This is a genomic window from Pleomorphomonas sp. PLEO (genome assembly GCF_041320595.1).
GTDB lineage: Bacteria > Pseudomonadota > Alphaproteobacteria > Rhizobiales > Pleomorphomonadaceae > Pleomorphomonas.
This window is the reverse complement of the sequence record NZ_CP166625.1, coordinates 4540521-4559714: the sequence shown is the minus strand read 5'-3', so window position 1 is coordinate 4559714 and position 19194 is coordinate 4540521. Positions and strand designations below refer to the sequence as shown.

Below are 19194 nucleotides of genomic sequence, written 5' to 3'. Positions count from 1 at the left end.
CATGAGTTCTGTCTCTCTCGAAAAAATCGACATTCATTATGGCAAGGTGCATGTCGTCCGGAGCCTTGATCTCCACATCCGGGATGGCGAATTCCTGGTGCTGCTCGGGCCGTCGGGTTGCGGCAAGTCGACGCTGCTGAGTGCCATCGGCGGCCTCAATGACGTCAGTTCCGGCAAGATTTTATTCAACGACAAGGATGTGACCTGGGTCGACCCGAAAGATCGCGGCATCGGCATGGTCTTCCAGTCCTACGCGCTCTATCCAACCATGACCGTCGAGCGCAACATGTCGTTCGGGCTGCGCATCGCCGGTCTCGACCGCGCCACCATTGAGAAGAAGGTGAAGTGGGCGGCCGAATTGCTGCAGATCACCCATCTTCTAGACCGCAAGCCGTCGGCGCTGTCCGGCGGCCAGCGCCAGCGCGTTGCCATCGGTCGGGCGCTGGTCCGCGACGCCGACATCTTCCTGTTCGACGAGCCGCTCAGCAACCTCGACGCCAAGCTCAGGGCCGAGCTGCGCCTCGAAATCAAGAAGCTGCACAAGACGCTGAAGTCGACCATGATCTACGTGACCCACGACCAGATCGAGGCGCTGACGCTCGCCGATCGCATCGCGGTCATGAAGGATGGCATCATCCAGCAGCTCGATACGCCGCTCAACGTCTATAACAAGCCGGCCAACGAATTCGTCGGCAGCTTCCTCGGCTCGCCGGCCATGAACAAGGTGGAAGGCACGCTGGTCGCCGATGGCGGTCGGCTGTTGTTCTCCGCAGGCGCCTTCCGGCTCGACGTCAGTCTCTATCCCTTTGCGCAGAAAACAGAGAGAGACCGGAAAGTTGTGCTCGGTCTCAGGCCGGAGCACATCCTCCCCGCCAAGGGATCGCCGACGGTCATCGAAGGAAAGGTGTCGCTGATCGAACCGATGGGGAGCAGCATCCTGGCCTGGTCCACCTTCAACGGCATCAGCCTGTCGCACATGGTGGGACAGGATGACGGCTGCGAGGTGGATCACACCTTCCCCGTCACGATTGACGTTCAGAAGGCATCCTTCTTCGATGTCGAAACCGGCTGGCGGCTTTAGTACCTCGCTGGCGGATCGTTGCTATCCGCCAGCATTCCCATCAGCCTGGAAGGCGGCGCTTCGTGTCGGCATCGAACAAGTGGAGTGGGCCGTCGTCAAACGACAGGCATGCGGCCTGTTGCTCGCGAAGGGCGACGCGGTCCCTGAACAGCCCGACGATTTCCTCGCCACCGACGTCGAACACCGCATAGGTTTCCGATCCCGTTGGCTCGACCACCTTGACGGTAGCCGAGAGACCGCCGGCTTCGATGAGGCGGATATTCTCCGGTCGCTTGCCGACCAGAACGCGTCGGCCCTCCTCGATGTCGTTGGGGAGGGAAGCGGCGACCGTGCCGCCGTTGTCGAGCGCGATGCCGCTTCCCTGACGCCGCCCCGGGAGGATGTTCATCGAGGGGGAGCCGATGAACTGGGCGACGAACGTATTCTCCGGCCGATCGTAGAGCTCGATCGGGGCGCCTGCCTGCTCGACGCGGCCGGCCTGCATGACGACGATGCGGTCGGCGAGCGTCATCGCCTCCACCTGATCGCGCGTCACGTAGACGGTGGTGGTGCTGAGGCGTCGGTGCAGCGCCTTGATCTCGGCGCGCATAGAAACGCGCAGTTTGGCGTCGAGGTTGGAAAGCGGCTCGTCAAACAGGAAGACCTGCGGATTGCGGACGATCGACCGCCCCATGGCGACGCGTTGCCGCTGACCGCCGGAGAGCTGGCGCGGATAGCGGTCGAGAAGCGGAGTCAGGCCGAGGATATCGGCGGCCGCCTTGACCTTCTGTTCCTTCTCGGCGGCCGGCGCCCCGGCCAACGTCATCGAGAAGGCCATGTTCTGGGCGACCGTCATATGCGGATAAAGCGCGTAGTTCTGGAACACCATCGAGATGTCGCGCGCCTTGGGCGGCAGGTCGTTGACCACTCGGCCACCGATCGAGATGGTGCCGCCCGAGATATCCTCAAGGCCGGCGATCATCCGGAGCAACGTCGATTTGCCGCAGCCCGACGGGCCGACCAGCACCACGAATTCGCCGTCGGCGATGTCGACGGAAACGCCATGGATCACCTTGGCGGCGCCGAAGCTCTTGATCACGTCTCGGATCTCGACCGAAGCCATTTCCTGTTCTCCTTGTTCGGTCTCAGGCAGCCGAGATGGTGACGCTGTCGGTCGACAGCGCGCCCTCGTGGACGACGAGGCCAATGCCACCATCGGTAAAGGCGGTGTCGCTGTCGTCTTGGGCGTCGAGGCTTATCCCGCTGGCGAGGACGGAGAGTTTGCCGCCGCTGACGCGAACGCGCGTCGGCACTGGTCTCTCGAAGGCAAAGTCGAAGGGCGTCTCGGCCAACACGGTCACCGTCTCGTCGCGGACCTTGACGATTTGCAGCCGTCCGTCGCGAACAAGGCGGACGCCATAATAGCGGCGCAGGCCCTGGACGCGTACGGCAAGACCGCCGTAGTTGCCGAGATGAACCGTCAGGTCGGCCTTCACGGTGTAGTCGGTCCACTCGCGCGTACCGTGGCTCACCATGCCTTCGCCGACCGCCTGCGAGATGCGGAAGCTCGGTGGGAACAGCTTGGAAAAGAAGCTGACGCCGTTGACCCATGCCATACGCCAGAAATCGCTCTCAGCCTTGGGGCGACGTAGCGTGACTTCAGGCGCGCCGTCCCAGCGCAGCCAGTCGATGAGGATCCGGCCGTCGGCCCGCTGCGTCGCGGTGGTAATGGCAACCCCGATCTCACCGATCGGCTGGCCATCGAATTCCGGCAGACGCCATTCAAGCACCGCTTCGGCCCCGGGCGCCAAAGTCGTCGGCTTGCCGTCGACGTCGTACAGCCGGTCCTTGTCGCCAAATACCTTCAATGTCAGGCGAACATCAACGGCACTAGCGTTGTCCATCGGCGCAACGACGCGGGCACGCACAGTCTGGCCGGGGTAGATGGTCGGTGTCGCCATCAGCTCGTAGGTGCGCATCTCGGTGACGGCGGGGGGCGCAAAGGTCGGCGTGGTCGCGGCGGCAACCTGTCCCGGCGCCAGCGCTCTGTAGGCAATCTCGAGAGCTCGGCCGCGCTCGAAGAAGGCATTATCGACGCACAGCGCCGGATTGGCCGTCGGTCGCGGATCGAGACGAAAGCCCTGGACACTGCCGGGCAGTGAGAAGTGGAAGCGAGCGCCGTCCTTGGGGGCGGGCAGGGGCTGCTCGCCGGCGAGCCGCCGGCCGAGATTTGCCACGTAATAGGCGATGCGCACCGCATCGTTGATGCCGTTGCCGCCATCGGCCGAGGAAATCAACAGGCGATCGGCGACCGGGCCGCGCCAATCGGGACCAGCTTCGATGCCCTCAAGGCCGAGCATCAGGCCGCTGAGGCAGCCGACGTTGCCGGCGTTGCAGTCGGTGTCCCAGCCGGCGGTGTTGACGATGCGCTGCGCCGCCTGGAAATCATGCGGCGCGTAGAGGATTGCCATGATCATCAGCGCGTGGTTGGGCACGACGTGGCAATTGCCGGGGAACTTGTCGTAGCCGTAGGTGTCCTGGATCAGCTGGCGTGTCGTCAGCCAGTCGGGATTCTGGGCGTGCCAGCGGCGGATGTCGGCGATCAGCCGAGCGATCAGGCAATCCTTGGGAATGACGGAGAGGCCGGTGTCGATCAGATGGTCGATGTCACGGGAGACGAAGGCTTCCGCCTCCATCGCCGCCCACAGCGCGGCGGCATGGACGGACTCGCCGTCGTGGCTGACCTCGCCGGCGGCGCGAGCGAGGCGGGCGGCGAGCCGCGGCTGGCCCGGCGCCACCATCGCCCAACCGTCGATGAAGATCTGGGCGCCAATCTGTTCGGCCACCGTCGAGCCGTTGACGGCGATCGAGCCGGAAGCCGGCGCCGCGATGCCACGCTTCAGATTGAGCCAGGCGGTGTGCTCGGTCGAATTGCCGTTGCCACCCCACCATAGGATCGAGCGGTGCTCGATCAGGTAATTGAGCCAGGACTTGCCGATATCCTCGGAAGAAAGATCGGGCGAGACGCCGTAATCCTCGAGGGCTCTCAGGAAGGTGAAGGTGCCGGCGACGTCGTCGTCGGTGACGACGAGATGCTGGCCGAGCCGCTCGTGGACATAGTAGTCGATGGGGCCGAGCTTCTCCATGATCTTGGCGTAGGTTCAGCCTTCGAATGGGCGGCCGAGATAAACACCGATCAGCTTGCCGAGAACGCCGGCATAGACGCGCTCAAGATAGTCGGAGGGAAGGGACATCGGAACTCTCCGGTAAGGGTTACAGGTTGGCGCGGTTCAGCCTTTGACCGATCCGCCGGCCATGCCTTCGATGAAACGGCGCTGCAGGGTGATGAACAGGACGATCACCGGCAGCACGATGATGAGCGCGGCGGCCATGATCTCACCCCAGTCGGACGTGTATTGGCCGGACAGGAGGAAGAAGGAGACCACGGCGGTGAGCCGGTCGGTGCGCTGCAGGAACGTGGTGGCGATCAGGAATTCGTTCCAGGAGTACAGGCCGATGATCAGCGCCACGGTGAGAATGCCGGGCGAAACGATCGGCAGCATCACCTTGGAGAAAACCTGCCAGTGGGTGGCGCCGTCGATCAGCGCTGCCTCTTCGAGCTCCTTCGGCACGGCAAGGAAATAGGTCCTGAGCAGCATCACCGCGAAGGGCGAATAGATTGCCGTGTAGATCAGCGATACCGCGAAGACGTTGTTGATGAGCCCGAGCTTGGCAAAGCCGAAGTAGAGCGGGAACAGGAACAGCTGGATCGGCGCCGTGGTGGTGGCGAGCAGGTAGAAGGTGACGATCTTCCAGCTCTTGATCTTGCGGCGGGCCAGCACGTAGGCGGTGAGCGAGCCGGTGGAGCAGACCAGCACGATGGTCAACGCCGCAAGCAGCGCCGAATTGAGCATGGTGGTGCCGAAACGGGCATCATTCCAGGCCCGCACGAAGTTGTCCCAGCGATAGACCTCAGGCCAGGCAAGCGGATTCTGGACGATCTGCGTTGCCGGCTTCAGCGAGTTGAGGACCAGGAGGGCGATCGGGAACAGCGTGATCAGCAGCAGGATCGCCAACGCCGTGTAAGTGAGGACGAAGGTCGTCCGGCTTTCGACGAGCCTCATTGGTCGAACTCCTTCGCCTGCAGGCGGATGTAGACGGCGGTGGTGGCAAGACCGAACAGGCTGATCACTACCGCGACGGCGGCCGCCTTGCCGACGGCGAGGTCGTAGAAGGCACTGCGGTAGGCGAACGTCGACAGCACCTCGCTGGAAAAGGCCGGGCCGCCCTGGGTCAGGATGTAGACGAAGTCGAATACCAGGAACGACCAGATGATGGTCATGATCATCATCAGCGTGATGGTTGGCCGGATGCCGGGCAGCAGCACGTAGCGCAGCATCTGCCAGAAGCTCGCCCCTTCGATGCGGGCCGCCTCGATCTGCTCTTGCGGCACCTGACGCAGCGCTGCGAAGAAGATGACGCAGAGAAAGCCCCACCAATGCCAAAGGTCGACGACGGCGATGCCGTAAAGGGCGGTCGAAGGTTGCGTCAGCGGGTTGGGAACGGGGAAGCCAGCGCGGGTAACGAGGCCAGCGATGCCGGTCAGCGGCGAATAGATCATGCCCTGCCAGACGCGGGCGGTGATGGCGGTGGCGATCACCATGGGCAGGAAATAGACCACCTGAAAGAAGGCGCTGCCACGTCGGGCGACCAGCATCATGGTGGCGGCCAAGAGGCCCATGGCAATCGGCACGGTCAGGAAGATGGCCGTCCAGATCACGTTGTTGCCAAGCGCCATCCAGAAGACGCGATCGGCGAGGAGCTGCCGGAAATTGGCAAGCCCGACGAACACCGGCATGCCGATGCCGTCCCACCGATAGAAGGCGAGAGCGATGGTCAGCACGGCCGGAATGAAGATGATGACGACGTTGATCAGCAACGTCGGGATCAGATAGAGGCGATGCATGCGGATGATCTCCGGCGAGCGGAAGCGGCCGAGGCCGCTTCCATCCGTCGTGCTAGAGCACCGTGCGGAAAAGTGGGAACCGGTTTTCCGCCGAAGCGATGCGACAACAAGAACTGGAGCGGCATGTGTTCGTCAGAACGCATACCTTTCCAGGGTCAGCGAGCCGGCACGGCCGGAACTTTGCCGTCGGCCTTTTCCTGCTGGAACGTAGCGTCGATCTGGGCCAGATAGTCGGCAACGGTCGAACGCCCGAGCCAGACTTCCTCAATGCCGTTGATTAGCTGTGTGTCGGTGGCCGGCGGCAGGAAGGTCCAGGACGTGTAACCGTACTGGTCTTTGGCGACGGCGTCGCCCAGTGTCTTCATGGTCTCGGCATAGAGCGCCGGCACTTCATCGCTGATTTTGACCATGCTGAGATCGACCAGCGGGGTGTTCCACTCACCTTGCCAGACCGAGTTCATGGCGCTGTAGAATTCCGGCGAGAAGACGTAGTCGATGGCGGCGGCGGCGCCATCCGGGTTCTGCGAGGCGGCAGCAATCGACAGGGTCGAGCCAACCCCCAGCGCGTAGACCGGACCGCCGAGGCCGTCGGCGCTCGGGAAGCCGACGAAGCCGCACTGGTCAGCTTTGTCCTTGAAATAGGACTGGATATACTGGAAATGCCAGGTGCCGCTCGGCAGCATGGGCGACTTGCCGGCTGCCATCTGCGCAAAGAACTGCTCGGTTTCGAGTGAGAAATAGTCGGGGCCGAAATAGCCCTTCTGCCACCAGTCATTCAGCTTGTTGATCGCCGCCACGAAGGGCTCTGCTGTCCAGGGAATCTCGCCCTTCAGCGCCTTGTAGACATTCTCAGGACCGGCGATCGAATTGAGGGCGATGGTGACGTAATGCTCGTTATTGCCACGCCAGCCGGCATTGCCGGATGCGAAGGGAACGAGCTTGGCCTTGAGCGCTTCCTCGGCCAGTGCTTCCAGTTCGGCAATCGTCGTCGGCGCCTTCCAGCCGTTCTTTTCCAGAACCGCCTTATTGTAGAACAGGCCGAGCGTCTCGTAGGTCTTGGGCACGGCGAACAGCTTGCCGTCGTACTTGCCCATTTCCAGGAACACCGGCAGGATGCGCTTGTTCCAGCCGAGCTTTTCGGCATAGTCGTCGAGCGCCAGCAACTGGCCGGCGCGCGCCATCGGCGCCACGTAGCTCGGGCCGGCGGTGTAGACGACATCCGGTCCGTTGCCGGACAGAAGCGCGACGCGCATCTGCTTGTCCAGCTCCGAGCCGCGGTAATCGATCGACAGGCTGTAATCCGGATGGCTGGCATTGAAGCCGCCAATCAGTACCTTGGCGATGGCGTCCTGCTGTGCCGGCGCGGCACTTTCATACCACCAGCTCACCGGTTTGCCGGCGGCAAACGCCAAGCGGCTCATGAGGGGAACGAGGGAAGCGCCTAAGCTTCCCGCGAGAAATGTCCGTCTGTCCATAGTGTCCTCCGCCTTGTTGTTTTTTCCGGTTCGACGCGTTTGCTGCCTCGATCTCGTCGATCTCGTCGATCGCGTGATCCGGCTCCTCTCCCGGCCGGTCGAGAACCGGCCCCTTCCCGCGCGGCACCTGCCGGGCGGCAATTCCTTGTCCGGGCGCCCACTCCCGTCCTCAGGCGGACGCGCGCTCGACAAGCTGAAAACGGACTTCCTCCGTCGTCCCATGCGGCGGCCGTTGGCCGCGTACCCTTTGAAGCAACGCCTCGGCCGCCAACTCGCCCATTCGCGCCTGGAATTGACTGACGGTGGTCAGCGGTGGTGAGACGAGACTCGCTGGCGAAATGTCGTCGAAGCCGACCACGGCCACGTCTTCGGGAATTCTGAGATGTCGGTCGCGGAGTGCCCGCATGACACCGATTGCCATCAGATCGTTGGCTGCGAAGATGGCAGTCGGCCCGTAGCCGCTTTCGAGGATCGACTGCGCGGCGGCGAACCCCGCCTCCTCGCTGAAGGCATCGGTAATGGTGACCGACGTCTCCATGCCGGCGGCTGCCATCGCCTGACGATAACCATCGACCCGCACGCACTGTGGACCACCGGTGCCGGCCAGCATGGCAATCCGGCGATGACCGCGATGGATGAGATAGCCGACGACGGTCTGCGCGGCTTCGTAGCTATCGACGAAGATATCGTCGATGGCGATGTCGCCGCCTTTCTTGCGCGCCGACTCGATCCGAACCACCGGTACCCCGGCCTCGACCAGCGAGCGGAAGTCCGTTGCCCGCAAGGTGAAGAAAACGCCGATAACGCCATCGACCCGGCCTTGATGCGCCCAGTCGAGAAAATGCCGCTCGCGGGCCGGGTCGCCGTCGGTATTGACGGTGATGACGTCATAGGCGCCTTCCTGCGCCACCGCCTGAACGCCACGGATCAGCACCGGATAGAAGGGATTGGTAATGTCCGGGACAATGCAGGCGATGGTCATCGTCCGCCGCGTCTTGAGTGCTTGCGCAAAGCGATTGGGTGCGTAGCCCAGGGCTTTCGCGGCTTCCGTGATGCGAGCCCAAGTTTCGGGAGACACCGTCGGGGCGCCCGTTCCGCTTAGCACCATTGAAACCGCTGCCTGCGAGACGCCTGCCAGCTTGGCGACATCTTTCTGCGTAGGACGCTTCATGGGTTAGTTTCCACCCGCTGTCTTATTATACGTATTACTGATACGAATAACCTGAGGCTCATAACCCGTCAAGCTGTTGCTCTCTAGATTCCGGTGGAGGAGCCTTCAGAGGGGGCAAGGCGGCAGAACCCGCAGCGAGATATTACAAGGCAAAAACCGAGTTTTCAGCCAAGGCTGAGGCCGTTACGCCGACACCACGTCCGAGTCGAGCTTGCGAGCAAAACGCCGCGTGTGCGTTGTCCGGCCCGATTTCCCGCAGCCTAAATATCTGCGCGCAAATATGAGGCATTTCCAAACGGAACAATCTCGGTTTCGGGGCGTTGGAAGAAGCCCATGAAAATGTCAGAGGGATCGTTCTCGCAAGGATAGTTTTGATGAAAATAGGAATGGTACTGGGAGGCTCGTCAGTCGCCGCCTTACTTATGCTGGCTGGCTTTTCCCCTGCGCGAGAACTGACGATGGCGACAGTGCTCGTCACAGGAGAGAACAGTTTTACCAAGAGCCAAGCAAAAACGTGGTTTGAAGATGCCGGCTACACGAATGTAGCCGGCCTCAGTCTCGGTTCGGACGGGGTTTGGCGCGCAAGCGCCCGGCTCAAGGGCGTGCCTGCTCTCATTCGCCTCGACTATCAGGGCACCATCACGAAACACTGATTTTTGGCCGTTGCGGCATAAGCCGGGCGACCTAAAGCGTGTCAATTGTTCGCGGGGGGTGTCAAAGGCTTCTCACCACGCTCTAGATGATGAGGGATCTGCTGTTCGCCCTGATCGGTAAGCGTCGGGAACTCTCCGGTATTTTCGAGCGCCTCGATCGGCTCGGCGCCTGTCCCCGTTTCGATGGGGAGATAGGTGCTTTCCTGGCTTTCCTCAACTGCCAGGCTTTCCCGGGCGGTATACCAGTGTAGTTCGGCACGGCCTTCGGGGCGGCCTTCCTCTTCCCATAGTTGGTAGGCACGAGCCCGGATCTTGTCATCGCGATTGGCGTCCATTGTCATTTCCTTTCATGCCTCTGGAGGAACGCGATGAGTGAGTGTGAGGTTCCAAGCACGCGCTAAGCAGGAGGGGCAGGGCAGGTGCTTAAGCGACTGCCTGCAACGGAACGGCTCGTCCTCGTGCGTGGACCGCGAGGCGACTTCAGGTGCCGACAGGCGGCCTGGTGCTGTCGCGGAAGATCAGGTCGACCGGCCAAACTTCCTGGCAACTGGCCGGATCCTTCCCCCCGATCAGATCGGCAGCGATCTCGGCGATGCGCTCACCGGCCCGATGGATCGACGAAAAAGTCGTGGTGAGTGATGGATGGTGCGCTTCCGGCCGGATCGAGGAAATGCCGTCGTCGTGGGCGATCACCGAAATGTCGGAGCCAATCGCCAGCCCACGGTCGCGGATGGCCCGACAGGCGCCGATGGCCGAAAAAATACTGGAGCAGATCACGGCGGTGGGCGGGGTTGCACTCGCCAGCATGCCGGCGGTTAGCCGATAGCCGGCCTCATCGGTCATGATGTCGGAGCCGTTGAGCACCTCCAGTGCCTCAAGGCCGGCGCGGAGAAGAGCCGAACGCCAGCCCGCTTCGCGGTCGACGGCGAATGCTTGCCGTGCGTCGCCATTTACGAGACCGATACGGCGGTGGCCGAGGCCGATCAACAGCTCGGCGGCCTGCCGGAAAGCCCCTTCGTTGTCGATGTCCAGGAACGCATGCGGCCGCGGCGATTTCGTGCGGCCATGCACCACGCAGGGGATGCCAAGCCTGTCCAGCAGCGGTACGCGCGGATCCTCGGCGAGCGGACTCGAGAGGACGACCGCATCGACCGATCCCCGCTGAGCGAGGCGTCGATAGCTCGCCTCGGCGGTATCCAGACTGGCGCTGACCAGAATGTCCATTTGTCGTCGGGCGGCACTGTTGGTCAGGCCGGATAGGAAGTCGGTGAACAGCGGATCAAGCAGCGGATCTCTGTCAGAGGGGAAGACGATGCCGATTGCCCCGGACTGGCCGGTCGCCAATCGGTGAGCACTGGCGTTCGGCGAGTAGTCGAACCGTTGTGCGGCCGCCAGCACACGTTCCCGCGTATCTGGGCTGACATCCTGGTAGCCATTCAGGGCACGGCTGACCGTGCTCTGGGAAAGCCCGAGGTGACGCGCCAGTTCCTTGAGGTTCATGAGGGGGAGCCGATGGCGTGGAAACAAGGCGCTTGTATAGCTCCCGGTTGCCGGCTTGTACAGCTTACCCTTGTTCGCAAAAGCGCTTTCGTACTCATACGACCGGTTTCTGACCGAAATAAAGATCGAAAAAACCTCACAAAACCGAGAATATTTTTGCCTATACGTTGGCTCGAGCGTCTGATGGTGCATCTCATAACCGCATTGACAGTCCGGTGAGGCCGGTGTTAGGTGCGCAAAAGCGCTTTTGGTAAGGTCCGGTCGGTAATCGGGCAGTATAGAGGAGGAGTGCCGATGAGCGCTCCCTTGTTGACGCTGGACAGCCTTCGCTCGCGTTTCGCGCGGCAACCGGAAAGCCTTATCGATGTCATGGACGACATCGCAGCTCGCTTTGCGGCTTTCGGCAGCCTGTCCGCCCCGGCCACGCTGAACGCTGCCGCCCGTGATCTTCTTGCCCGTTGTCCGGATCCGTCCATCCTGCCACTCTGGGGCATTCCTTATGTTGTTGGCGCCAATGTCGACGTTGCTGGCCTCCCTACGTCGGCTGGTCTACCGGCGCTCGACTTCGAACCTGATTTCGATGCCGTTGTCATAGAGCGACTGCGAACTGCCGGTGCTCTTCTGGTTGGCAAGGTGCCGGTCGATCCGCTAGGCCTCGACGCCTCGGCAGATGGAGCCGTCGCAACGGTTGCCGCCGGTCTCGCCGTATTCGGCATTGCCAGCGACCGGACGGGCGCTGCCTGTGCCGCTGCTGCCGAGGATGGCGTGGTCGCCATCAAGCCTTCGCCGGGGCGGGTCGATCTCGATGGTTTGTTCGCGATCGCTCCGGAGCTCGACGAGATCGTCATCCTCGCAACCGATATCGCAGGCGGCACAGCCGTACGCCGGGTCGTTGAGCGCATTGACCCTACAATCCAACGGCGGACGGCGACGTTTGCGCGCCTCGGTTTACTCGGCAAGGGGTTCTTTGCTGTCGCGCGTGAGATGGCTAAGCGCCTCGACTTGGCAACAGTGGTTGTCGATGATGCCCTCTTCGTGGAGGTCGCCGCGCTCATGGCCGACGACGCTTGGCTCGTCTTGCGGCTCGACGATATCGCGGTTCCGCTCGTCGAAATGCCCGAGCTATTTCCGCCCTATCTTCACCGGCGATTGTCCCGCGCTCTTGGCTGTCCATCTGGTGATTTGCTTCGGGTACAAAGGCGCCTTTCAGACCTGCGCCGCCGGGTCGAGGCAGCTTTTGCTGGTTTCGATCTGCTGTTTGTTCCGCCCGAATCCAATCTTATTGGCTTCCTCAACGCGTGTGGCCTTGCCGCCATTGCTTTGCCCGATGGCGGAATGCTGGTTGCCGCTCAAGGCGGCGACGACCGTTTGGCGGACGCGGCTGCAATCCTCGCCGATCCAAGCCTTTCAAGGTCCACTCGACCGATTGACATCCTGGTGTCACCGCCGTTGGCTCATCGCTAGCAGGACCTAAGTTTGACATAGCGTCGGCTCCGGTTTCGGTCAGGACCGCAGGAGCCGAGACTCGACCATTCCAAGGAGACTGAAGTGTCCGCGAACTCCTCCCAATTGCTTTCCTCGCTGCCCACCGATCCCTGGCGTCTGGTCGAAACCCGCTGGGATGCCGATGCCAACCTGCTGCGCGAAACTTTGTTTGCGCTCGGCAATGGTCATATCGGCACCCGTGGCAGCCATGACGAAGCCTGGCTGGGCGAGGCTGACGCCAGCATGGAGGGAACCTACGTCAACGGTTTCTACGACACCGAGGCGATCCGCTATCCCGAGAACGCCTATGGCTTTGCGCGCCTCAACGAGTTCATGCTCAACCTGCCCAACGCCAAGGGTATCGAGATCGCCATCGACGGCGAACGCTTCAACCTCATTCGGGGTGTCGTTCTTTCCTACGAGCGCAGCCTCGACTTTCGCGAGGGCGTTCTTGTTCGCAGCGTGGAATGGAAATCGCCGGCTGGCCAGCGAGTGCGCATCGTCTCCAGGCGTCTCGTCAGCCTGTCTCGCAGCGCCATCCTCGCCCAGACGGTTACCGTGACGCCGCTCGACGCCGATGCCACCATCGAATTCGTCGCCACCCTCAATAGCTCGGTGCGTGGGACGGAGGAGAGCTTCGATCCGCGCCTTGGCTCCGGCGCCTCCGCGCGCGCGCTTTCCACCGTTGAGACCATCGCCACCGCTGGCCGGTCGGTCTTGGTCTCGCGCACGCACAACAGCGGCCTGACGCTCCGGATCGAGGCGCTGGCCAGCGTCGCCGGCGGTCGCAATCTGGAGAGCACGGCGTCTGAGGAGCACGGCGTGCTCGCTCAGGGCTTCCGCGTTGCGGCCAAGGCCGGCGAGGCCGTCACGCTTGAGAAGACGATGGCCATCGTCACCAGCCGCGATGCGCCAGCCTCCGAACTCGCCGCTCGCGCCGATGAGGCGCTACGAGGCGCGCGCGCCGTCGGCTTCGAAGGGCTCGCCAGCGAGCAGCGAGCCCGGCTCGCCGCCTTCTGGGAAAAGGCCGATATCGAGATCGAGGGCGACGATGCCCTGTCGCAGGGCCTGCATTTCAACCTTTATCATCTCTTCCAATCGATTGGCCGCGATGGTCGGACCAATATCGCCGCCAAGGGGCTGACCGGTGAGGGCTACGAGGGGCATTCCTTCTGGGACACCGAGATTTACGTTCTGCCAGTGTTCCTGCGCACGCTGCCGGATCTGGCAAGAGCCGTGCTCTGCCACCGCATCAGCTATCTCGACAAGGCAAGGGCCCGCGCCCGCGATCTCGGCCATTCCCGCGGTGCGCTCTATCCATGGCGGACCATCACCGGCGAGGAATGCTCGGCCTATTTCCCGGCCGGTACGGCGCAATATCACATCAACGCCGACATCGCCTTCGCCATCAAGCAGTATGTCGAGGCCACCGGTGACGTCTCGCTGCTGACCGATGGTGCGGCCGAACTGGTGTTCGAGACGGCGCGTGTCTGGGCCGACCTCGCTCACCTCGTCGACGGCAGCTATCACATCGACGAGGTGACGGGCCCGGACGAATACACCGCGCTGGTCAACAATAACTTCTACACCAACGTGATGGCCAAGACCCATCTTGCCTATGCCGCCGAGGTGGCTGGGTGGATGGGGCGGGAGAAGCCGGAGGCTTTCACCAGGCTCTCAGAGAGGCTCGACTTATCCGTCGGTGAGACCGCACATTGGTCGGAAGTCTCGGATCGCCTGCGACTGCCCTATGACGAAACGCGCGGTATCCACGCCCAGGACGACGCCTTCCTTGCTCGCAAGGTTTGGGACTTCGCCGGCACGCCAGCCGAGAACTATCCGCTGCTCCTGCACTACCATCCGCTGGTGATCTATCGCCATCAAGTCTGCAAGCAGGCCGACGTAGTGCTCGCCCTGTTCCTGCGTGGCGATCTGTTCCCCAAGGCGGTGAAGCGGCGCGACTTCGACTACTATGAGGCTATCACCACCCACGATTCCTCGCTGTCCACCTGCATTCACTCGATTATCGCGTCGGAGGTCGGGCTCAACGAGCGGGCTTATGAGTTCTTCATGGACACCGCCCGCATGGACATCGACAACACCCACGGCAACACCTTCCACGGCGTCCATACGGCGGCGATGGGTGGCACTTGGATGAGCGTCGTGCACGGCTTCGCCGGCCTCAGGGCTTTGAAAGGCGAACCGCATTTTGCCCCGTCACTGCCGAAGAGCTGGAGCCGGTATCGCTTCCGCCTGGTCGATCATGGGCGCACGTTGGAGGTTGCCGTGTCGGCGGCTGGCACCGAGTTCCGGCTCATTGAAGGCGATGCCATTCGTCTGTTCCATCGGGGCGAGCCGATTGATCTTTCGGCGTCCGAGCCTGTGCGCTCAGTGCCGCTGGCCCGGACTCTCGACAGGAAGCCGTTCAAGGCTTTGGTATTCGACCTCGACGGCGTCATTACCGATACGGCACGCTTCCATCATCTCGCCTGGAAGCGTCTCGCCGACACGCTGGGCATCGGCTTTGATGACGAGTTGGCGGAAAGCTTGAAGGGCATCGACCGCCGCATGTCCTTGCGGATGATCCTCGACAAGGGCGGTGTCATACTGGAGCCGGCTGAATTCGATCGCCTCGCCGACATGAAGAACGTCTGGTACAAGGAGTTGATCGGCACCATGACCCGGGACGATCTCCTGCCGGGTGCCCTCGATACGCTGGAAGCGGTGCGAGCAGCCGGCTTGAAGGTTGGCCTTGCTTCGGTCAGTCAGAATGCTCCCGCCATTCTCGAGCGGCTCGGCATTGCCGACATGTTTGACACCGTCGTTGATGCGCGCTTGCTGAAGCGTGGCAAGCCCGACCCGGAAATCTTCCTGAAAGCGGCGGCTCAACTCGGCGTCGAACCGGCTGACTGCCTCGGCGTCGAGGATGCAGTGGCCGGCGTTGCCTCGATCAAGGGCGCCGGCATGATGGCGCTCGGCATTGGCAGCCCCTTGGTGCTGACGGAGGCCGACACGGTCATTGCCGGCCTCGATGCCTTCGTGCTTGCCGACTATCTCGCCTAAAGCGCTGACCGGCGGACGTTTTACGGCTGCGGTCTGAAGTAAATGGGACGGCGAGGCCTTCGCCTCGCCGTGAACAGCTAACCTGCGAATGCGTGCGGAATGCCGGCTTCAGGCCACGTCCGAGATCGGAATCCGGATATGGCAGATCACACCGGTCGGCTCGAAATCGAGCGTCGTGCCGCCATGTGGCGAATAGGAGAGACTGCGTGCGATGACCGTATGGCCAAAGCCTTTCCGGGAGAATGACTTCACCGGTGGCCCGTCTTTTTCTACCCAGGTCACTTCGATGAAGGGTGAATCCGTCTTGGGATGGATCACGAGATTAACCGACCCTGTCTCCCCGGATAGTGCGCCATACTTGGTCGCATTGGTCGCAAGTTCATGGAATATCAGGCCGATTGCGATCGCCGCGCGTGGAAAGAGGCTGAGATCGGGACCGGTGATGTTGATGCGATCGCCGCTGGTTTCCGCATAGGGCAAAACCTCGGCCCCGAAGATCTGGCGCAACGAAAGGCTTTCCCATGAGGCGCTGGCAAGCAGATTGTGAGTGGCGGCCAGTGCTTCAATGCGCCCACTGAACGAGCCTTGAAAACCCACCAGCGTCTCTTCGCTGGCGGCGGTGCGCTTGCTGATCGACAGCACCAACGCCAGGGTGTTCTTGACGCGATGGTCGAGTTCGCGCATCAGCAGATGCATCTGCCGTTCGTCTTTTTTGCGCTGGGAAAGGTCAACTAGCGTCAGAACACACCCTTCGGGCTCGTCGTCGGAAATGTTGAGCGCGGCGGCGCTGACGAGAACGTCGCGCGCGCCCGGCGATAGGGGAGCGAAGGCTTCGATGCTGCGAAGCGGCGTTCCGCTGAGAGATGACTCGACCAGCTCGCCGATCTCCAGGATGCCGGTGGCGTCGGGAAATTTGAGAGGAATGGCTGTGTCGAGCCGGGCGCCGATCAGCTTTTCCGTCGACAGCGCCTCAGCGGCGAAATTGGCGTGGGTGATGGTCAGTGTACGGTCGCAGACGATGACCGCTTCGCTCGCCGATGCGATGATCGCATTCGCCACTCGCTGGGCTCTTTCGGCGGCCTCGGCGCGGACGCGCTCGGTCAGGTCGGAAAAGGTGACGGCGAAGCCTCGCACGGTTCCAAGATGAACCGGGCGCGCCGAAACGAGATAATTACGTTCCACGCCCCGTTCGAGGAACGAGACAGACACCGGCGCTGCATCATGATCGTCATAGCCGATCAGTTTGTCGACTATCTGCGCGGCCGATCCGGGGAGTATCCCTGAAAGGGGCTTACCTTTCAGGCTATCCCAGTCTTCATTGAAGATCTGGCGGAAACGAGCGTTGGCGTAGAGAAGCCGACCGGCGGAATCGACGGCAACGGCGCCTGGTTCCATGACCTCCATGAAGTTGCGGAATGCCGATACGTCATCGCCGATGACAAGGACTTCGTCCTTGCCTTCGCCTCCGACCACAACGGCGTCGACGCTCCCGTCACGGATGGCCGCCAGCGTCTCCTCGGCCTCGGTCACGCGTTGCCGAAGGTCATCGATGAGGCGCTGCAGGGTCTTCTCGTTGGACGTCTGCATCATTCGATCTTGAGGTTGATGAGGACTTTTTGCTCATCGGAAAGGTCGCCAATGATCTTGCGAATTGGAACGGGTAACTCTCGAACCAGAGTGGGGATAGCTACGATCTTGTGCTCGCGAGCAAGCTGCGGGTTCTTCTTAAGATCGATGACTTCGATCTGATACTTGCCTGGCAGATGTTCGCGACAAATGCGCTCGAGGTTCGAGATAGCCGACAGGGACTTCGGGGTTTCGCCAGCGACGTAAAGGGTCAGCTTGCGCAAGGTGGCGTTTTCCGTCGACATTGGCGTTCCTTATATGCTGCCGCGAGATTTGCGCATCTCGTCTTCTTGCGTTTCAATCTGTGCGCGGCGGTCGGCTTCCATCAAAATGGCTCCTCGCAGTTCCGCTTCGTCCGCTTCGAGCTCCGAACGGAGGATTTCGATCTGTGCCATTGTCCGACGCCGCCGCTGTTCGATCATCTGCTGCGCCTTTTCTGCTTCCATCTCGCGCTGCCGCTCAAGACGGCTTTCCTCAGCCTCGGCCACGCGCCGCGCCGCCCCGGTTAATGCACTGCCCTGGCCCGTGTATGGCAAGAGAAGGTGGATTCCATCATTGTCCATTACGAATTCGCGGACTTGGTTGGAATGGCTGAGGCCTCGCGCTTTAAGAAGATAGAGTTCGCGGTTGAACTCTCCATTGGACTCTCGGTTGAGAAGCAGAATCCAGGCGTCCATCAATGAGGACAGCCCGGAGTCGGTTTCGATCACTGTTTTCCCGCTTTGGGTGAGATGGGTTAGGACGCCGGTTACGCCTTCCGACTTCAGGAAGTCGACGATGCGAAGCAACATGGCGTGCACTTCCGAGCGGTCGCCCGTTTCCGCAAAGGCTGAAAGTGGATCAAGGACGAAAATGTCCGGCCGGAAAGCTATTACGTCCCGAAGCATCAGCGCGAGATGCATCTCCAGACTGTAGAACGTTGGACGTGCGGCCACGTATTTCAGCTGTCCAGCGGCGAAGTGCGTTCCGAGGTCGATGCCCAGCGAACGCATGTTGCGGACCATCTGCTCCTGAGATTCCTCAAAGGAGAAGTAAAGAGCTCTTTGACCTGCCTTACAGGCAGCATCCACAAAGCTCGCCGCAAGCGATGACTTGCCCGAACCGGCTACACCCGAGATGAGTATGCTCGACCCGCGATGAAATCCGCCACCACTGAGCATGCCGTCGAGGTCTGGAACACCCGAACTCACTCGCTCATTGAATACGCGATGAGTGAGACCAAGCGAGGTTACCGGCAAGACCGAAAAACCTCCCTGATCGATCAGGAAGGGATATTCGTTGGTGCCGTGGCTGGAGCCACGATACTTGACGATCCTCAGGCGGCGCGTCGAGATCTGATTGTGAACCCGATGGTCCAGCAGCAGCACGCAGTCCGAGACATATTCTTCCAGTCCTTGGCGGGTCAGCGCTCCATCGCCTCGCTCGCCGGTGATGACCGTGGTCAGGCCGCGATCCTTGAGCCAGTCGAACAGGCGGCGGATCTCCGCGCGCAAGACCGCTTGGTTGGTGAACGCCGAGAAAAGGCTCTCGATCGTATCGAGCACCACACGCTTTGCGCCGATCGAGTCGATGGCGAGTTCGAGGCGAAGGAATAAACCTTCGAGGTCGTAGTCGCCGATCTCCGCCACTTCCGACGGGTCGACTTCGATGTGCTCGATGACGACCTTTCCCGCATTGATGAGGGTATCGAGATCGAAGCCGAGCGAAGCGACGTTGTCGACGATGTCGCTCGGCCGCTCCTCGAAGCTCACGAAAACGCCGGGCTCGTCGAGCTCGCGCGCGCCATGAACAAGGAACGTCGCTGCGAAAAGCGTTTTGCCACAGCCAGCGGTACCGCAGACCAGAGTCGGCCGTCCCGTCGGAAGCCCCCCGAGTGTGAGGTCGTCGAAGCCGGAGATACCAGTCGCAGACTTGGCAATGGATTTCATCGGGAGTCCGCTGTCAGACATGCTTTACTCGCCATAGGAAACGAAACGAGGCGCGGTTTCGTTGCGTAAGTGAAAACACGTGGTAATCAGACCTCACCATTACCAGCCCTCACACTCGTGACAAAGGGTTTTCGAAAGGGGGTCCGTTCACGCCTTGGTAGCACAACGAAGAAATGTCGGCACTGCCTTCAGGCCGACGGGTAAGCCAACAGTCTTATATTCGAAAATTTCTATATTACAGACGTCAGATATCGACAGCTGCGCGAT

The 19194-nt window shown here is 61.7% G+C and carries 15 protein-coding genes; 4 read left to right on the top strand and 11 right to left on the bottom strand.

All coding sequences use genetic code 11. The features are described 5' to 3' along the window. The first annotated feature begins 1 nt into the window (after nt 1). Nucleotides 2-1081 (top strand): ABC transporter ATP-binding protein, encoded by a 1080-nt coding sequence (locus AB6N07_RS21135; RefSeq protein WP_370675025.1) that lies wholly within the window; start codon nt 2-4, stop codon nt 1079-1081. A gap of 40 nt (nt 1082-1121) precedes the next feature. On the opposite strand, the gene AB6N07_RS21130 is transcribed toward AB6N07_RS21135, so the two are convergent. From AB6N07_RS21130 to AB6N07_RS21105, 6 genes are all read right to left on the bottom strand, one after another. Then, on the bottom strand, nt 1122-2183 hold the full coding sequence (locus tag AB6N07_RS21130) for an ABC transporter ATP-binding protein (RefSeq protein ID WP_370675024.1): 1062 nt from the start codon (nt 2181-2183) through the stop codon (nt 1122-1124). A gap of 22 nt (nt 2184-2205) precedes the next feature. Then, entirely contained in the window at nt 2206-4206 is a 2001-nt protein-coding gene (locus AB6N07_RS21125) for an ADP-ribosylglycohydrolase family protein (protein ID WP_370675023.1), read from the bottom strand. Between the two features lie 144 nt (nt 4207-4350). Further along, on the bottom strand, nt 4351-5184 hold the full coding sequence (locus AB6N07_RS21120; protein ID WP_370675022.1) for a carbohydrate ABC transporter permease: 834 nt from the start codon (nt 5182-5184) through the stop codon (nt 4351-4353). Beyond that, nucleotides 5181-6026, bottom strand: a complete 846-nt coding sequence (locus tag AB6N07_RS21115; RefSeq protein ID WP_370675021.1) for a carbohydrate ABC transporter permease — start codon at nt 6024-6026, stop codon at nt 5181-5183. Before AB6N07_RS21115 ends, AB6N07_RS21120 begins: the two co-directional genes overlap by 4 nt. Nucleotides 6027-6181: 155 nt before the next feature. Then, nucleotides 6182-7447: an ABC transporter substrate-binding protein gene (locus AB6N07_RS21110; RefSeq protein ID WP_370675020.1), complete on the bottom strand. Its 1266-nt coding sequence runs from the start codon at nt 7445-7447 to the stop codon at nt 6182-6184. A gap of 223 nt (nt 7448-7670) precedes the next feature. Beyond that, nucleotides 7671-8672 carry a LacI family DNA-binding transcriptional regulator gene (locus AB6N07_RS21105; protein ID WP_370675019.1) on the bottom strand — a complete coding sequence of 334 codons (1002 nt, stop codon included), beginning with the start codon at nt 8670-8672 and terminating at the stop codon, nt 7671-7673. A 458-nt stretch (nt 8673-9130) separates the two neighbouring features. Between AB6N07_RS21105 and AB6N07_RS21100 the strand changes: the two genes are divergently transcribed. Continuing rightward, complete coding sequence (locus AB6N07_RS21100; protein WP_370675018.1) at nt 9131-9325, top strand: hypothetical protein; 195 nt, start codon at nt 9131-9133, stop codon at nt 9323-9325. Between the two features lie 41 nt (nt 9326-9366). Here the strand turns inward: AB6N07_RS21100 and AB6N07_RS21095 are convergent, their stop codons facing one another. Both AB6N07_RS21095 and AB6N07_RS21090 read right to left on the bottom strand, forming a co-directional pair. Next, nucleotides 9367-9660: a DUF2934 domain-containing protein gene (locus tag AB6N07_RS21095; RefSeq protein ID WP_370675017.1), complete on the bottom strand. Its 294-nt coding sequence runs from the start codon at nt 9658-9660 to the stop codon at nt 9367-9369. Nucleotides 9661-9805: 145 nt separating this feature from the next. Then, entirely contained in the window at nt 9806-10825 is a 1020-nt protein-coding gene (locus AB6N07_RS21090) for a substrate-binding domain-containing protein (protein WP_370675016.1), read from the bottom strand. A gap of 294 nt (nt 10826-11119) precedes the next feature. Here AB6N07_RS21090 and AB6N07_RS21085 point away from each other — a divergent pair, with 294 nt between their 5' ends. Continuing rightward, nucleotides 11120-12289, top strand: a complete 1170-nt coding sequence (locus AB6N07_RS21085; RefSeq protein WP_370675015.1) for an amidase family protein — start codon at nt 11120-11122, stop codon at nt 12287-12289. 84 nt (nt 12290-12373) lie between these two features. Then, nucleotides 12374-15373, top strand: coding sequence for a beta-phosphoglucomutase (pgmB, locus tag AB6N07_RS21080; protein WP_370675014.1), 3000 nt, complete (start codon nt 12374-12376; stop codon nt 15371-15373). A gap of 108 nt (nt 15374-15481) precedes the next feature. Here the strand turns inward: pgmB and AB6N07_RS21075 are convergent, their stop codons facing one another. Genes AB6N07_RS21075 through kaiC form a run of 3 tightly spaced genes read right to left on the bottom strand, consistent with a single transcriptional unit; the run spans nt 15482 to nt 18948 of the window. Then, nucleotides 15482-16963, bottom strand: a complete 1482-nt coding sequence (locus AB6N07_RS21075; RefSeq protein ID WP_370675013.1) for a sensor histidine kinase — start codon at nt 16961-16963, stop codon at nt 15482-15484. After that, nucleotides 16960-17244: a circadian clock KaiB family protein gene (locus tag AB6N07_RS21070; RefSeq protein ID WP_370675012.1), complete on the bottom strand. Its 285-nt coding sequence runs from the start codon at nt 17242-17244 to the stop codon at nt 16960-16962. Before AB6N07_RS21070 ends, AB6N07_RS21075 begins: the two co-directional genes overlap by 4 nt. A 9-nt stretch (nt 17245-17253) precedes the next feature. Further along, nucleotides 17254-18948: a circadian clock protein KaiC gene (kaiC, locus tag AB6N07_RS21065; RefSeq protein WP_370675011.1), complete on the bottom strand. Its 1695-nt coding sequence runs from the start codon at nt 18946-18948 to the stop codon at nt 17254-17256. Nucleotides 18949-19194: the final 246 nt, after the last annotated feature.